17 protein-coding genes are annotated in these 14,353 nt (G+C 67.8%); 8 read left to right on the top strand and 9 right to left on the bottom strand.

Annotated elements, in window-relative coordinates:
* Nucleotides 1-620: 620 nt before the first annotated feature.
* Nucleotides 621-995, top strand: a complete 375-nt coding sequence (locus AB4Y84_RS02405) for a hypothetical protein (protein WP_353099429.1) — start codon at nt 621-623, stop codon at nt 993-995.
* A gap of 82 nt (nt 996-1,077) precedes the next feature.
* Here AB4Y84_RS02405 and AB4Y84_RS02400 read toward each other — a convergent pair whose 3' ends face one another.
* Nucleotides 1,078-1,425, bottom strand: coding sequence for a RidA family protein (locus AB4Y84_RS02400; RefSeq protein ID WP_223496073.1), 348 nt, complete (start codon nt 1,423-1,425; stop codon nt 1,078-1,080).
* Nucleotides 1,426-1,618: 193 nt separating this feature from the next.
* On the opposite strand from AB4Y84_RS02400, the gene mprF reads away from it, so the two are divergent.
* Complete coding sequence (gene mprF / locus AB4Y84_RS02395) at nt 1,619-4,183, top strand: bifunctional lysylphosphatidylglycerol flippase/synthetase MprF (RefSeq protein ID WP_442244115.1); 2,565 nt, start codon at nt 1,619-1,621, stop codon at nt 4,181-4,183.
* A 140-nt stretch (nt 4,184-4,323) separates the two neighbouring features.
* On the opposite strand, the gene AB4Y84_RS02390 is transcribed toward mprF, so the two are convergent.
* From AB4Y84_RS02390 to AB4Y84_RS02375, 4 genes are all read right to left on the bottom strand, one after another.
* A complete protein-coding gene (locus AB4Y84_RS02390; RefSeq protein WP_313251685.1) occupies nt 4,324-5,658 on the bottom strand; it encodes a virulence factor family protein in 1,335 nt (444 codons plus the stop codon).
* 96 nt (nt 5,659-5,754) lie between these two features.
* Nucleotides 5,755-6,372 (bottom strand): DUF998 domain-containing protein, encoded by a 618-nt coding sequence (locus AB4Y84_RS02385; RefSeq protein ID WP_312111563.1) that lies wholly within the window; start codon nt 6,370-6,372, stop codon nt 5,755-5,757.
* Complete coding sequence (locus AB4Y84_RS02380) at nt 6,369-6,548, bottom strand: oxidoreductase-like domain-containing protein (RefSeq protein WP_099844378.1); 180 nt, start codon at nt 6,546-6,548, stop codon at nt 6,369-6,371. The genes AB4Y84_RS02385 and AB4Y84_RS02380 overlap by 4 nt, the downstream gene beginning before the upstream one ends.
* A 49-nt stretch (nt 6,549-6,597) precedes the next feature.
* Entirely contained in the window at nt 6,598-7,200 is a 603-nt protein-coding gene (locus AB4Y84_RS02375) for an HD domain-containing protein (protein WP_442249727.1), read from the bottom strand.
* Nucleotides 7,201-7,429: 229 nt separating this feature from the next.
* On the opposite strand from AB4Y84_RS02375, the gene AB4Y84_RS02370 reads away from it, so the two are divergent.
* Complete coding sequence (locus tag AB4Y84_RS02370; protein ID WP_442249726.1) at nt 7,430-8,587, top strand: transglutaminase domain-containing protein; 1,158 nt, start codon at nt 7,430-7,432, stop codon at nt 8,585-8,587.
* A gap of 7 nt (nt 8,588-8,594) precedes the next feature.
* On the opposite strand, the gene AB4Y84_RS02365 is transcribed toward AB4Y84_RS02370, so the two are convergent.
* Nucleotides 8,595-8,930: a zinc ribbon domain-containing protein YjdM gene (locus AB4Y84_RS02365; RefSeq protein ID WP_312786374.1), complete on the bottom strand. Its 336-nt coding sequence runs from the start codon at nt 8,928-8,930 to the stop codon at nt 8,595-8,597.
* A gap of 178 nt (nt 8,931-9,108) precedes the next feature.
* Between AB4Y84_RS02365 and AB4Y84_RS02360 the strand changes: the two genes are divergently transcribed.
* From AB4Y84_RS02360 to AB4Y84_RS02350, 3 genes are all read left to right on the top strand, one after another.
* Entirely contained in the window at nt 9,109-10,470 is a 1,362-nt protein-coding gene (locus AB4Y84_RS02360; RefSeq protein WP_164281247.1) for an Hsp70 family protein, read from the top strand.
* Between the two features lie 230 nt (nt 10,471-10,700).
* On the top strand, nt 10,701-10,994 hold the full coding sequence (locus tag AB4Y84_RS02355) for a YkgJ family cysteine cluster protein (protein WP_051501656.1): 294 nt from the start codon (nt 10,701-10,703) through the stop codon (nt 10,992-10,994).
* Nucleotides 10,995-11,005: 11 nt separating this feature from the next.
* A complete protein-coding gene (locus AB4Y84_RS02350; RefSeq protein WP_025879072.1) occupies nt 11,006-11,188 on the top strand; it encodes a hypothetical protein in 183 nt (60 codons plus the stop codon).
* Nucleotides 11,189-11,237: 49 nt separating this feature from the next.
* On the opposite strand, the gene AB4Y84_RS02345 is transcribed toward AB4Y84_RS02350, so the two are convergent.
* The 3 genes from AB4Y84_RS02345 to AB4Y84_RS02335 are packed head-to-tail and all read right to left on the bottom strand — an operon-like array spanning nt 11,238 to nt 13,226.
* Nucleotides 11,238-12,116 carry a DUF4097 family beta strand repeat-containing protein gene (locus AB4Y84_RS02345; RefSeq protein WP_313252102.1) on the bottom strand — a complete coding sequence of 293 codons (879 nt, stop codon included), beginning with the start codon at nt 12,114-12,116 and terminating at the stop codon, nt 11,238-11,240.
* A gap of 10 nt (nt 12,117-12,126) precedes the next feature.
* Nucleotides 12,127-12,651 (bottom strand): hypothetical protein, encoded by a 525-nt coding sequence (locus tag AB4Y84_RS02340; protein WP_442244119.1) that lies wholly within the window; start codon nt 12,649-12,651, stop codon nt 12,127-12,129.
* A complete protein-coding gene (locus AB4Y84_RS02335) occupies nt 12,648-13,226 on the bottom strand; it encodes an RNA polymerase sigma factor (RefSeq protein WP_191078812.1) in 579 nt (192 codons plus the stop codon). Before AB4Y84_RS02335 ends, AB4Y84_RS02340 begins: the two co-directional genes overlap by 4 nt.
* Before the next feature lie 126 nt (nt 13,227-13,352).
* On the opposite strand from AB4Y84_RS02335, the gene AB4Y84_RS02330 reads away from it, so the two are divergent.
* Both AB4Y84_RS02330 and AB4Y84_RS02325 read left to right on the top strand, forming a co-directional pair.
* Nucleotides 13,353-13,532: a hypothetical protein gene (locus AB4Y84_RS02330; protein WP_312788176.1), complete on the top strand. Its 180-nt coding sequence runs from the start codon at nt 13,353-13,355 to the stop codon at nt 13,530-13,532.
* 34 nt (nt 13,533-13,566) lie between these two features.
* Nucleotides 13,567-14,160: a mechanosensitive ion channel family protein gene (locus AB4Y84_RS02325; RefSeq protein ID WP_025879067.1), complete on the top strand. Its 594-nt coding sequence runs from the start codon at nt 13,567-13,569 to the stop codon at nt 14,158-14,160.
* Nucleotides 14,161-14,353: the final 193 nt, after the last annotated feature.

Below are 14,353 nucleotides of genomic sequence, written 5' to 3'. Positions count from 1 at the left end.
CGCCGTGAACCCATCCATGGGGGCTCGATGGCGCCATCCATGGCGCCAACGGTCCCGCTTGCCCCCGCCCACCAGCCCCTGACAGATATCCGCGGCGGACGGTCGAGCAAGTGCAATGCCATGGCTTGGGTGTTGGTAGGTGCGGATCTTGGTCCGCACCATCTGTCCGACGTCATGGACCTTCGTCGCAAACGACCTGCCCTGTGTGCACTGGCAACTATCGAATCACGATGCATGTCGCAGATTGCTCGATCATTCGCGGCCCTTGCGCCACCTGCGCTTGAGGCCGTTCAGCAGCATGCAAAAATGCTGAAAGCGTCTTGATGGTGCGAGCAATGCAACTCGTCTGATTGGCATTGCGCAGCAGCAGGTTTACAGATGGTGAGCCACCGCAAAAGGGTGGCCGGGTGTCGAAAACCCGCGACGCAAGATGTTGTTTACGCTTGCCAGCCGGCGTCACTTTGCGTGGCGCCGGCTGGCAATCCGTCTGCCGGTCATGGCGGGCGGAGCGTGGGGGCTTTCGGGTCCACCGGTTTCGTCTTGCGTCCCGGTTTTCGAGCCACGTCTCCGTCCGCCACCTTTGAGTGGCGGCTACCGTCTGTCCTGCACGGAGCCTTGCCATGAACGCATCGGATTTCCCCCATCTGCACGCTTACCTCGGCCCGGCAGACGCCGACGAGGACACGCAACAGGCACCAGCCTGTGATCCCACCACGCTGGTTGCGACCTTGCGGCGTATCGGTACTGGCGCGGCGGCCGATGGCCAAGCGTGGCCGGAACGGCATCAACTTCCCAGCCGGTGCATGGCACTGGCCGATGCCGACTGCGCGCTGGCCGGGCTGCGCGTGGTGCAGGAGGTCCTGCTGGCCGCCGAACGCGCCCGGCAGAATGGGGCGCCGGAAGAATACGTCGGCGACCGCGTCATGGAAGGCTTGATGCTGGCCTGCGTGGCCTTGTGCGCGCAGGCAAGCACACGGTTACAACCGCAGCCGTAACAGGCGTCGCAGCGTCGCCTCCCCGACGAGTGGGGTCAGATCCCTTTCCCAGTGGAAAACGGATCTGCCCCCTGCCCGGTCATTACGGCACGGCCGCYGTAACGATGATCTCGACCTTCCATTCGGCGTGCGCAAGCTTGGCTTCGACGGTGGCACGGGCCGGTGTCGCGCCATCCACCACCCACTCGTCCCACGCCTTGTTCATGCCCTCGAAATCGGCCATGTCGGCCAGGAAGATCTCCGCACGCAGCACGTGCTGGCGGTCACTGGCCACCAGCGCCAGCAGCTTGTCGATCTCGGCCAGTACCTGCCGGGTCTGCCCGGTGATGTCCTGGCTGGTGTCTTCCGGAATCTGGCCGGAAAGGTAGGCGACCTTGTTGTACACGGTCATCTCGGACATGCGCGGTCCGACGTCGTAACGCTCCATCATGGGCGTGGCTCCTGCGGGTGGTCTGGACTGCATTCTCACCCAGCCGGCGTCGGAAGTGTGTGCCCGGTGCGGCCACTGAATACCGCCACCGGCGGCACAGCCGCACCGCTGGTCAAACCGCGCTGGCAGGCGCACGATGCGCGACGCCCTGCGTTGACACCGCCCTCGCCCTTACTGACGCACCCTTGCGCCGATGACTGCCTCTACCGATTCCGTCCCTGCCGCCTCTGCCCCGACCTGGAAGCGGGTCGTCACCATCGTCGTCCCGCTGCTGATCCTCGCGCTGGCCCTGCATGGGCTGGCCGGTGAATTCGACGAGCACGGCTATCGTGCCATCCGCCAGGCCTTCCGCCAGCTCAGCGGCGCGCAGATCGCGCTGACCGTGCTGCTCGGCCTGGCCAGCTACGCCTGCCTGATCGGCTTCGATGCGATCGGCCTGCGCCGCAGTGGCATCCGCGTGCACCCGGCACGGATCGGCATCACCGCCTTCCTCGCCCACACCCTGGGCCAGACCGTGGGCTTTGCCGCCCTCACCGGCGGTGCAGTGCGGCTGCGCGGCTACCGCAGTGCCGGCCTGGACCTGGCGCAGATTGGCCAGGTGGTGCTGATGAGCACGCTGGGCTTCATCTTCGGCGCGTGGCTGCTGATCGGCGTGGCGCTGTGCATGGAGCCGGCCGCTGCCGCGCTTGCGCTGCCGCTGGATCCCGCGGCGGTGCGCGTGGTCGGCATCATCGCGCTGATCGCCTTTGCCGCCACCTTCATCCTGGTCGGCCGGGACGGTCGCCAGTTCCGCATATTCGGCCATGGCCTGTGGCTGCCCGACCGGCGCACCATGCTCGGGGTCACCGTGTTGAGCGTGGTCGAACTGGTATTGGCCAGTGCCGCGTTCTACGTGCTGCTGCCAGATTCAACGCCGACTGGCCTGCCCGGTTTCGTCGGCCTGTATCTGGTGGCCGTGCTGGCCGGTCTGGTCTCCACCGTGCCGGCCGGCCTGGGCGTGTTCGAGTGGAGCCTGCTGAAGCTGCTGCCGCAGGTGGCTCCCGCTGCGGTACTTGCGGCGGCATTGATCTACCGCGTCAGTTACTACGTGCTGCCGCTGCTGCTGGCGACCGTGCTGGCACTGGCACCTGCGCTGCGGCAACCGCTGCAGGCCAGCGCAGGTGCCACCCGCGCCGGCTGGTACGCGCTGCGTCCGTGGTTGCCGCAGATCATCGCGCTGGCCGCCTTCAGTGTCGGCGCAGCGCTGGTCATCGACGGCACCTTGCCCACGCCACGCCGACACCTGATCAATGCCTCACTGCCGATCCTGGAAACCTCGCACCTGATCGGCAGCCTGGGCGGCGTCGCCCTGCTGCTGATCGGCCAGGGCCTGGCCCGCCGCAGCCACGCAGCCTGGATGCTGGCGATGGCGATCTGCGTAATCGCGCCGCTGCCGATCTGGCTGCGCGGTGGCCAACCGCTGATCGCCTTGTCGGCGTTGTTGGTGGCGATGGCGCTGTGGGCAGCACGTCGCGAGTTCTATCGCCAAGGCGCACTGCTGGACGAAGCCTGGTCGTGGCCATGGCTGCGCAACCTCGGCCTGGTGCTGGTGGCAGTGACCTGGCTGCTGTTCTTCACCTACAGCCATGTCGAATACCAGAACGAGCTGTGGTGGCAGTTCGCGGTGTCCGGCAATGCACCGCGCGCGCTGCGTGCGCTGCTGCTGGTGGCGATGGCACTGGTGATGTTCGGGCTGGCGCGGTTGCTGCACAGCACGCGCAGCCCGCTGCCGCCTGCCGACGCCGCAACCCTGCAGGCGCTGACACCGGTGCTGGCCGGCGCCACCGACACCCAGGCCTGCCTGGTGCTGACCGCCGACAAGGCAGTGCTGCGCGATGAGCAGCACAAAGGCTTTGTGATGATGCAGCGCTACGGCGGCTCGCTGATCGCGATGGGCGATCCGGTCGGGCCACCCGAGGTGGCGCGCGCATTGATCTGGCGCTTCCGCGAAGAAGCCGACCGGCTCGGACTGCGCCCGGTGTTCTACCAGGTGGGTGAAGCGTATTGGCAGACCTATCTCGATCTCGGCCTGGGCCTGGTCAAGCTGGGCGAAGAGGCGATGGTGCCGCTGCACGACTTCGGTCTGGAAGGCCGCGAGCGTGCCGACCTGCGACAAGCCTGGAACCGCGGCAAGCGCGGTGGGCTGTCGTTCCGCGTAGCACCGGCGGAAGAGATCCCTGCCCTGCTGCCACGCCTGCATGCCATTTCCAACGCTTGGCTCGACGACAAGTCCGGAGACGAAAAGGGCTTCTCGCTGGGCAGCTACGACCCGGACTACCTCGTGCGTTTCCCGATCGCGCTGGTCGAAGCCGAAGGCCGGATCGTGGCCTTTGCCAACCTGTGGCAGGCACCGGCAGGCGCCGAACTGTCAGTGGATCTGATGCGCCACGTCAGCGACGCGCCGAAGGGCACGATGGATTTCCTGTTCATCGAGTTGTTCCTGTGGGGCCGCGCGCAGGGGTATGCACGGTTCTCGCTGGGCATGGCACCGCTGTCCGGCCTGGCCCAGCATCGCCTGGCCGGTCGCTGGAACCGGCTGGCCGGCCTGCTCGCACGGCATGGCGAGCGTTTCTATGGCTTCAGCGGCCTGCGCAGGTTCAAGTCGAAGTTCGATCCACAGTGGCGACCGCGCTACCTGGCCGCGCCCGGCGGCATGCACCTGCCAGCCGCGCTGCTGGATGCCACGCGGCTGATCTCGCTGGACCCGCGGCGTGGCTAGTCCATGTGCCCGGCCTCTGCCGGACCTTTGCCGGTAGGTGTCGACCTTGGTCGACACACTCCCGCCCGTGGTGTTGCAAGCCCCAGCGCCGACCAAGGTCGGCGTCTAGCAAACGCCGTCGAACAGGGTTCGACTCCAGCTTACGCGCCGCCTTTGAGGATCACCTCGGCCAAGCGATCGTAGTCACCGCCGAAGTGATGGTCACCCGGCAATTTGACCTTGTGCACGCCGTCGTTGCCCGGCAGATCAGGGCACAGCGCATCCTCGTCCTTGTCACCGTACACRCACAAGGTCCTGGCCGCCGGCAGCTTCGCCACTTCCGGCGCGATCGGCAGGCCGCCGCCACCGCCGCCCAGCCAGTTGCTGACATGGAATTCAAAGTCGGCGTTCCTGCCCACCGACAGCAGCACGATGCGCTCGAGACCGGCGCGGGTGCCCGCATCAAGCTGGTTGATGGTGGCCGGCAGCACGTCGGCGCCCTGCGAGAAACCGATCAACATCACCTTGTCGCGCTGCCATTGCTGGCGGTAGTGGCCGATGATCTTCTGCAGATCGACAGCGAATCCCTGCGGCGTGCGTTCGCTCCAGAAGTAGCGCAGCGAATCGAGGCCGACCACCGCCACGCCGTGTTCGGCCAGGGCGCCGGCCACGTCCTTGTCCAGGCCGGCCCAGCCACCATCGCCGGAAACGAATACCGCCAGCGTGTCACCGCTGCCCTGCGCCGGCACTTCCACTACCGGCAGCCCCTTCAGGGCATCCGGCGGCGGAGCCAGCGCGACCCCGGCCTGCGCGCCGATCACCCGCGCGGCTGCCACCAGCCCAGGTGTCGCATCGCCAGCAACGGTGCGCTTGAATTCACGGGCCATTGCCACCTGCTGCACGAACGCGCCAGCGCTGTTGGTCGAACACCCCGGCGCGCCGGCCGCGTTCAACCACGGGAAATTCAGTTCACTGGGCTGCAGGCGGTCGTGCTTCACGCCGTCACCGCAGACCATGCGCTCGTGTACATGGGCCGGGCAGAATCCCGAGGTCAACAGGCCGGCAAAGACCTGGGTGTCGGCCTGCGCTGCCAGCGCGTAGGCCAGTTCGGCGCCTTCACCGCTACCGCCAACCAACGGCAGGTGATACCCCGGCAGATGCAGGAACGCCTGTACCCAACGCGAGAAATTCTCGACATCGCCCGCCCCGAACGCGCAGCTGCTGTTGCCTTCGCGCTTGAGCACACCGCGCAGGTGGGCCACGTCCACCGATGCGACCAGCGCACCATCGGCACGCAGCGCTTCGATCGGCATGCGGCTGTCATCGGCACCGGCGCCATCATGGAACCAGATCACCACCCGTTGCGGGGCCCCGGCCGGCACATGCACCGGCACCTGATCGAAACGTCCATGGCTGACCTGCTGCACTGACGCCACCGCTGGCACCGCCGCCAGCGCCAACACCAGTCCCATCGCCCTGCCCAGCCCTGCACGCATCGTTCTGCATCCCGTTGGAATGCGCACACGATACGCCGCCGCTGCGTGCACGGCACGTACCGGTACAGGCCGCCTGCAATCAGGCAGGTGGTTGATTCAGCGGGTGCCGGCAGGACGCCCGCGGCGATACAGCGCCAGCGCCAGCCACAGCAGCCAGCCGACGATCACCGCGATCACCAGTTTCTGCCCCAGCCCACGCGGTGGGCCACCGCGCCACAGCACGTGCATCCACAGCAGCACGAAGGCCAGCCATGCCCAGGCCCACAACAGCGCCGCACTGCCTCGCCAGCCCGGCTCGCGGCGCAGGTACCAGGCCTGCAACAGCATGCCGACGCTGGCGCACAGGAAGGCGGTATTGGCGGCCAGGCCGTGGATCAACGGCGCCAGCAACGGCGTTGCCGCAGGCAGCCAGCTGTCACCGATGGCGACGGTGGCCAGGCCAACGGCGGCCACGCAGAACAACAGCGGTGCCGCTGCGCTGCGCCGCGGCCCCACGCTGTGCCGATACAACGCGATGCCGAGCACGGCGATGGCCAGAGCCAGCAGGCAATAAGCGGTGCGTAGCGCCAGGCCCCACGGCCCATGCAGGTACAGGCTCAGGGTGGCCTTCACCCAATCCAGATCGGCACGCGCGAACTGCGTCCACAACGCGGTCGCCACGAACAACAGCAGTGCAACCAGCGCCAGCGCCGCGGCCGGACGGGCCCGCGTCATGGGCCAGCGTCCGGATGCCGTGCCTGCCACTCAGCCAGCGCCTTGCGGTAACGCTGCAGCTCCTCTGTGTACAGGTCGAGTACGCACAACGGGCAGCCACTGCCGCAGCATTCGTTGGGGCCGGGTTCTTCCGGCGGCAGCGGACGGGGATCGGCAGGAGTATCGGAGACGGTCACGGCTGCAAACAACACCACGCAATGGCAGGTGGATAGTGTAGCGGCGCGCTCAGGCGCCCAGCTGGCGGCGCAGGTTGGACCGCGCGGCCGCATCAAGGCGCTGGTCGAAAAAGTCGCTGAGGAAGATCCGCGGCGCGCGCAGCAGCCCCTGCAGGAAGCGGCGGCGTCCGGCGCGATACAGAAAGCCCGGCACTACGCCTTTGTACTCTTCGGCCACGCCGCGGTCATACGCGGCAAACACCTGCTCGGGTGCCGCCAGGATCGCCATGTCGCAGTCGAGGAACAGCGCAGCTTCGGCATCGACATCGGCCGGGCCCAGCTCGCCATGGCGGGCGGTGAGCAGGATCAACTGCTCGACCCGGCCGGCATCGACCGATGCCAGCTCGGGCCAGTCCGCGATCGCCTGCAGTGCCAGCGCGGCCGACCTGGCCTCGTTGTCCTTGCGGCCAGCCTGGTAGATCGCATCGTGGTACAGCACTGCCAGATAGACCTCGGCCGGCTGCTGCCAGCCCGGACCTGCAGCCACCTCCTGGCAATGCTGCAGCACCGCGCRCACATGGCCGAAGTGGTGATAGGCGCGCGGTGGCGTCGCATAGGCATCCTGCAGAGCCTGCCAGTGCGCGGGAGCGAGAGTCAGCGGGGCGAAGTCCATGCGGGGATGATCCCGCCCTTGGCATCGCCGGGCAAGCTGGCTGTTTTTTCACCAGCCACTCACATCCCGCGCTGGGCAAGGGCGCGGGGCAGTTGTCCACAGGTTTGTCGCGTGCTGGTCCACATCGGCTGTGGACGAAGCGCAGCGTCGGCTGCCGGTGGATGCGGACCGCCACGCGTGGGTCTACACTGGCCGCAGGCGGGAGCGCCCGCCGCTGCCGGAAACCGTCATGCGCCGTCTTGCCGCCCGATGCTTTCTCCTGCCACTGCTCGCGCTCGGCACCCCCGCCCTGTGCGCACAGGATGCGCCCGCTGCCGCGCCGGCCATTCCGACCATCTCCACCGTAAAGGTCACCGCCGCCAGCGTGCCGACACCCGAACAGGTGCTCGCGATCCCGCCGGCGATGCGCGAGATGCTGCAGAAGCAGGTGATCAGCCGCAGCTACTCGCGTGACCAGCGCCTGCAGGCGCTGGTGGAAATGATCTTCAGCCAGCACGGCATGGACCTGCAGTACGACGCCGATGCGACCTACACCATCAGCGAGATCTGGCAGCACCAGCGTGCCAACTGCCTCGCCTTCACCCTGCTGTTTGTCACCCTGGCCCGTGAGGCCGGCATCCAGGCGCGGGTGCAGGAAGTCGGCCAGGTGGTGTCGTGGTACCAGGACCAGGACCAGGGCGTGGTCTACAACGTCGGGCACGTCAACGCTGGCGTGGATGTCGGTGGCCGCTACGGTACGGTCGACCTGGACCGCAACGTGCTGTACGACCGCCACGGGCCGCAACCCATCGGCCGCGAACGGGCGCTGGCGCACTACTACAACAACCGGGGTGCGGAGCAGCTGGCCGATGGCGACCTGCGCGGGGCGCGCGCCTTCTTCGATGCGGCGCTGGCGCAGGACGCCGGGTTCGCCCCGACGTGGAACAACATCGGTGTGCTCGACAACCGCCTGGGCGATGACCAGGCGGCCCGCACTGCGCTGGACACGGCATTGCGATTGGACGGACGCCAGAGTGCAGCGCTGAACAACGCCAGTGCGCTCTATCGCAAGCTGGGCATGACCGCGCAGGCGCAGGCCATGCAGAAGAAGCTGCAGTCGGTGCAGCGCGAGGATCCGTTCGCGCAGTACATGCAGGGTGCCCAGGCCGAACGCGCTGGCGACCTGGACAAGGCGATCACGTACTACCGGCGGGCGGTGCGCCTGTACGACACCGCGCACCAGTWCCACTTCGGCCTGGCGCGGGTGTATTTCCTGACGGGCCGGCTGCAGCGTGCGGACCGCGAACTGCTGCGGGCGCAGGAACTGGGCGGTTCAACGCAGCAGGCCCGCTACCAGGCCAAGCTGGACAGCCTGGCCCGCTGGCGAGCGCAGCAGGCCAAGCGCTGAGGCGCGATCAGGCCTTCTTGAGGAAGCAGGTCTTCAGCACCAGCCCCTTGATCTTGTCCGAGTTGCCCTCGATGTGCTCGGCATCGTCTTCGACCAGGCGGATGTTGCGGATCACCGTACCCTGCTTGAGTGGGATTGAGGAGCCCTTGACCTTCAGGTCCTTGATCACGGTGACGGTATCGCCGGTCTGCAGGGTATTGCCGTTGCTGTCACGCACGACCAGGGTCGAACCGGTAGCTTCTTCGGCCGTCCACTCGAAGCCGCAGTCGGCGCAGATCCACAGCGCGCCATCGGCATAGGTGTTTTCCAGGGTGCACTGCGGGCAGGCGGGAACAGAAGACATTGCAAGTACCTCAAAATGAATCAACAGCGGCCATTGTAACCGCCCGGCCTTTTCGTTCATTTTCCGGCGACGATCCGGGCGCGGCTTCGCCCACCCCGCCCGAGGCAGGCACCGGAACTTGCAGCGCGCGGCAAACTCCAGCAGAGTGCGCGGCCCCTGATCGTCCCCGGACCTCCCCATGCGCCTCGGCATCGACTTCGGTACCAGCAACTCCGCCGCCGCCATCGTGCGTGATGGGACGCTGCTGCCGATCCGCTTCGGCGAGGCCGAACAGTTCCGCACCAGCGTGTACTTCCCCGGCGTGGTGCCCGACCCGGACGATTTCCAGCTCGACGCCGGGCAGGAACACGAACTGCAGCAGCTGATCGACAGCGCCGCTCGCGCGGCCCGCGCCGCTGGCCAGGAGCGCACGCCACAGGCCCTGCGCCGCGAGGCACTGCGCGCCCTGCGCCGGGAATGGATGGAGGCTCGCGCCGGAAAGGAACGCAGCGCCAGCGACCTGCTGCAGAACGCCGTCTATGGCGACGACGCGCTGGAAGCGTATTTCGAGGAGCACGAAGGCAACCTCGTGCAGAGCCCGAAGTCCATGCTCGGCTACAACCTGCACCCACGCGCGCGGCAGACCATCACCGGCATTGCCGCGCACATCCTCGAACACATCCGCTTGACCGCCAGCGCCCAGCTCGGCCAGCCGCTGCGCAGCGCCCTGCTCGGCCGCCCGGTGCAGTTCCGCAGCTCGATCGGCGAGGCCGGCAACGACCAGGCCTTGGACATCCTGCGCGAAGCAGCCGGCCAGGCTGGTTTCGACCACATCGATTTCCTCGAAGAGCCTGCCGCCGCAGCAATGCATTACCACGCTGAAAGCCGCGATCGCCATCAGGCGGTGATCGTCGATATCGGCGGCGGCACCACCGATATCGCCCACGCCGAAGTGGGCGGCAGCCAGGCCCCGCGCATCCACCGTGCCTGGGGTATTGCCCGCGGCGGCACCGATATCGACCTGGCCCTGAGCCTGTCCGGCTACATGCCGCTGTTCGGCCGCGGCATCACCCGCGTGCCCACCCACCACTACGTGGAAGCGGCCACCGTGCAGGACATGACCCGCCAGCGCGAGTTCCGCCAGCACAACTACGACAACGTCGACGCGCCGTGGGGCGCGCGCCTGCAGGCGCTGCAGGACACCGGCAACACCGCCCGCCTGTACCGCGATGTCGAGCGCGCCAAGATCGCCCTCAGCGGTGCCAGCGAACACCGCAGCACGCTGGATTACATCGCCCGCGACCTGCACGTGGACAACAGCGCCGACGGCCTGGCCGCCGCCGCCCATGGCTATCTGAGCCAGATCCGTGAACTGCTGGCCCAGGTCCGCAGCGACATCGGCGGCGACCCTGACGCGGTGTTCCTGACCGGTGGCATGTCCCGCGCCGGCTACCTGCGACAGGCGGCTGCCGAGGCGTTCCCGGGCGCCCGGATGGTGCACGGCGAGCCCTCGCTGGGGGTCGTCCAGGGCCTCGCGCTGGCGGCAGCCAGCCGGGATTAACAAAACGTTACGCGGTCTGAGCTACCCTTGGCCGGCTAGAAAACCGCTGCACCTTCCGCTGGCCTCGCCGGTGTGTGTACCCATGGTGCAGCCTGCCCCGCCCAGCGGGTCTGGCGACCATGCCTTCTGGCTCGATCATGGTCCGCGTACTACCCGAGCCGCCATCGAGACCCGCTTTGGGCACCCGCCAGGCCCCTGTGGCCGTACAACCTGACGCTGAACCAGCACCCATCGACTGCCGCCGTTGTGACGCGGTCTGTTGCCGGTTGCCGGTCCTGCTGCAGCCCGGCGACCACGTGCCCGGCCAGTTCCTGTCGCGCGACGCACACGGCCGTGCCGTGATGGCGCGCAACGAGGAAGGCTGGTGCGCGGCGATCGATCCGTATCACCTGCGCTGCACGATCTATTCGCAGCGCCCGGCGATCTGCCGCCAGTTTTCGATGGGCGGCGATGACTGCCGCCGCGAGCGGCAGGACTACCTGCGCCAGGCTGAATCCTGCGCGCTTTCCTCCCCTTCCACCTGACAGGAGCAACCATGCCCCGCAAGGCAAAGACCCCCGCGAAGGCCAGCAACAGCATCCGCAGCGAACGCAAGGGCGCATCCGCCAGCACCGTGGTCAACAGCGACTCGATCGCCTCCGACCTGGCCGCGTTCCGCAAGAGCGGTGGCAAGATTGAAGTTCTCGGTACCACCTGGGCGCTGAAGAAAGCCAGCTGACCCTCCCCCGACCGCGGCGGCGCTGCCGCCGCGGCCTGCCGGGCCGCGCTCAGCGGTCCAGGCGCACCTGCACGCTGCCCGAGTGCGACTGCACGCGGATATCGCCATCGCCGCTGCCCAGGCGGGCATCCAGGCTGCTGCCCGGCCCATAGCGCGGCCGTTCGACCTTGCCGGCGTCACTGTTGATCGACCCGCTGAAGCTGTTCACCGACAGCTGCGCCGACACCGTGCGCGGCAGGCGCAGGCTGACCGATGCGCTGACCGACTCCACGTTGATGCGCCCGCCCGGCGCCAATGCGGTCGCCGACAGGTCAATGCCGCCGGATACCGTCTCCACCACCAGGCGCTGGATGCGACCGGCATCGACGCCGACCCGGCCGGACACCGTCTGCGCCCCGATCTCGCCGGAAACTCCGCCACCGGCCTCGATCCGGCCGCTGACCGTGTTCACGTCCAGCCGCGGGGTCTGCAACCGTGCAGTGACATTGCCGCTGACCGTGTTGAGCACGCTGTCGCCGCTACGACCAGCGGCGGCAAGATTGCCACTGACGGTGTCGGCCTGCAGGCGTCGCACATCAACGCCACTGATGTCCTGGTCGGCACTGACCGTGCTCAGCAGCAGCTCGACCGAGCGCGGCACGTTGAGGGTCAAGGTGGCGCCGCCATTGTTGCCGCGTCGCGGATACTCGATTTCCCAGCGCACCCGGTTGGCACTCTTTTCCTGGCGCAGCTGCAAGCCGTCGCTGAGCGTGCCGGTGAGCTGCACGTCATTGCGGTCCCAGCCGCGTACAGTCACCTTGCCAGCGACGTTGCTCAGTTCGATGCGGCCGCCTGCCGCAACATTGTGGCGTTCATCGACGCGCGTATCGGCCAGCGCCATGGCGGGCACCAGCAGCAGGGCCGCGCAGAGAAGGGGAAGGGTTCGCATCGGGGTCTCCTCAGGTTGTCAGACCGGAAGCGGCCTGGGCCGCCTGCCGGGTCAGTTCGAGCCGCAGCGCATAGGTCCGCTTGAGCTGTCCAAGCAGGTGCGGCGCACGCGGGTCCTGCACCATCGCGGCGCGGATCTGTTCCGCGCTGCGATCCAGTTCATGCAGCGCGGGCTGCCACTCCGGCGCAGTGCCATCAGGCAGCGACGCCACGGCCTGCCGGTACTGTTCGGTCATCGCATCGGCCTGCAGCTGCAGGCCATTGGGTGCAGGCAGCGCCTCGGGTGCATGCCGCCACGGCGCCACCGCGTAGAGCGCGAGGCTGGCCGCCAACGCCGCGCCAACCGGCAGCCACCAGCGGCGACGGGTGCGCAGTGGCAAGGCCACCACGTTGTCCACCGGCGCCTGCACGGCAACCGGTTCGCGGGGTGGCAACCGCGCCGACAGGCGTTCCCAGCCATCAGCCGGTGCGCTGCGTTCCGCGGGAAGGGCGCGCAGGCGCGCCAGCAGATCGTGATCGGGGTCGTGCGTAGTCATGTCATGTCTCCCAGGCGCGCGCGCAGCAGGCCACGCGCGCGATGCAGCTGTGCTTTGGAACTGCCGACCGCCATCTGCAGCTGGCCGGCGATTTCATGGTGTTTCCAGCCTTCGATATCGTGCAGCACCAGTACCGCACGCGCGCGCGGCGGCAGGGTCGCCAACGCGCGCTCCAGGTCGCGTTCGGTGCCGGCGCAGCCATCATGCACCGCCATCTCCGGTATGCCACCGTCAACGTCGTCCAGGCTGTCGTGGTCATGCCCGGCGGCACGACCGCGCAGTTCCATCAGCGCGGCGTTCACTCCCAACCGATGCAGCCAGGTCGACAGGCTGCTCTCGAAACGGAAGCCCGGCAGTGCCTTCCATGCCTGCAGGAAGGCCTCCTGCAGTGCATCCTCGGCGCGTGCCTGCTGCCCGCCACACAGGCGCCACAACGAGGCAAACACCCGCGGCGAATGCCGCCGATACAGCAGTTCGTAGGCAGCGGTATCGCCGGCCGCCGCCGCACGCACCAAGGCGGTTTCGTCGACGGCGTCGGTGGCGGCAGGCGGCGCGGGCATGGTGGTGTCGAGCATATCCGTTGGATGCGGCCAGCCGGAAAAAGGTTTAGATCTGCCGACACGCTTTCCGCTTGCAACCTTTTCGCGCCTGGCTGCATCCATCACAGGTCCCCCGCAGGCCTGCCCGGCCAGGAGCCTCCCATGTCCAGTCCTTCCTGCGCCGCCCTGCTGGCGATCGTGGCCTGCATGCTGCTGCAGGCGTTCGGCGTTTCCCTGCACTGGCGTGCCGAGAGCGGCCGCGCCTGCCTGCAGCAGCACAAACGGGACCTCGTCTGCCTTGCCTGGGCACAGGCGGTCGAAACGTCGACACGCGCCGGGTAACATCAAGCCCCGTTTCGTCACACGTTGTCGCCCCATGATGTTGTCGCTGAAGGACCACCTGCCCGCCTGGACCCACCCCTGGCTGCATGACATCGGGATCGCCCTGCAGATCCTGATCACCCTGCTCGCCGCCTGGCTGCTGCGGGTGCTGGCGCGGCGCCTGATCCGCCGCTTCGCCGACCACTACACGCTGCCGCCGGAAATGGTGATGGGCGCGCGCCGGATCACCAGCTTCGTGGTCTATTTCAGCGCGGTGCTGTACATCCTCAGCCTGCTCGGCGCATCGCCCTCGGTGCTGTGGACGGCCTTCACCGGTTTCGCTGCGGTGGGTGCGGTGGCGTTCTTCGCGGCCTGGAGCGTGCTGTCCAACATCTTCTGCACGCTGCTGATCTTCACCACGCGGCCGTTCCGCCTGCATGACTACATCGAAGTGCTGGAGAACGGCGAAAAGCCCGGGCTGAAGGGCCGGGTAATCGACGTGAACCTGATCTACACCACGCTGCAGGAAACCGGCAACGGCCACGAGGGCACGGTGCTGCAGCTGCCGAACAACCTGTTTTTCCAGCGCACGGTGCGGCGCTGGCGCGATCCGACGCAGGCGCCCGGCGGCATCCAGGGCGACGGCTGAGGGGATTGTTCGGCAGGGCTGCGCCCTGCACCCGCAGAGGCCTTCAAACCAAGGCAACGTCAACGTCAACGTCAAAAGCCGGCATTCCGTGGGATGGCGGGGYACTGTGGGTKTGCGGGGACGCCGTGAACCCATCCCTGGGGGCTTGGTCGCGGCATCCATGCCGCTCACACCCCGCAAACCCACAGTACCC

It is taken from the genome of Stenotrophomonas sp. 2YAF22, from assembly GCF_052114665.1.
Lineage (GTDB): Bacteria > Pseudomonadota > Gammaproteobacteria > Xanthomonadales > Xanthomonadaceae > Stenotrophomonas > Stenotrophomonas indicatrix.
This window is presented reverse-complemented; position numbering and strand designations above follow the sequence as displayed.

Excerpts from the sequence above, each read along its gene's own strand:
- AB4Y84_RS02360 (WP_164281247.1), top strand. The coding sequence starts at position 9,109 with ATGCGCCTCGGCATCGACTTCGGTACCAGCAACTCCGCCGCCGCCATC.
- AB4Y84_RS02385 (WP_312111563.1), bottom strand. The coding sequence starts at position 6,372 with ATGACGCGGGCCCGTCCGGCCGCGGCGCTGGCGCTGGTTGCACTGCTG.
- AB4Y84_RS02340 (WP_442244119.1), bottom strand. The coding sequence starts at position 12,651 with ATGACTACGCACGACCCCGATCACGATCTGCTGGCGCGCCTGCGCGCC.
- mprF (WP_442244115.1), top strand. The coding sequence starts at position 1,619 with ATGACTGCCTCTACCGATTCCGTCCCTGCCGCCTCTGCCCCGACCTGG.
- AB4Y84_RS02335 (WP_191078812.1), bottom strand. The coding sequence starts at position 13,226 with ATGCTCGACACCACCATGCCCGCGCCGCCTGCCGCCACCGACGCCGTC.
- AB4Y84_RS02405 (WP_353099429.1), top strand. The coding sequence starts at position 621 with ATGAACGCATCGGATTTCCCCCATCTGCACGCTTACCTCGGCCCGGCA.
- AB4Y84_RS02345 (WP_313252102.1), bottom strand. The coding sequence starts at position 12,116 with ATGCGAACCCTTCCCCTTCTCTGCGCGGCCCTGCTGCTGGTGCCCGCC.
- AB4Y84_RS02350 (WP_025879072.1), top strand. The coding sequence starts at position 11,006 with ATGCCCCGCAAGGCAAAGACCCCCGCGAAGGCCAGCAACAGCATCCGC.
- AB4Y84_RS02365 (WP_312786374.1), bottom strand. The coding sequence starts at position 8,930 with ATGTCTTCTGTTCCCGCCTGCCCGCAGTGCACCCTGGAAAACACCTAT.
- AB4Y84_RS02330 (WP_312788176.1), top strand. The coding sequence starts at position 13,353 with ATGTCCAGTCCTTCCTGCGCCGCCCTGCTGGCGATCGTGGCCTGCATG.
- AB4Y84_RS02325 (WP_025879067.1), top strand. The coding sequence starts at position 13,567 with ATGATGTTGTCGCTGAAGGACCACCTGCCCGCCTGGACCCACCCCTGG.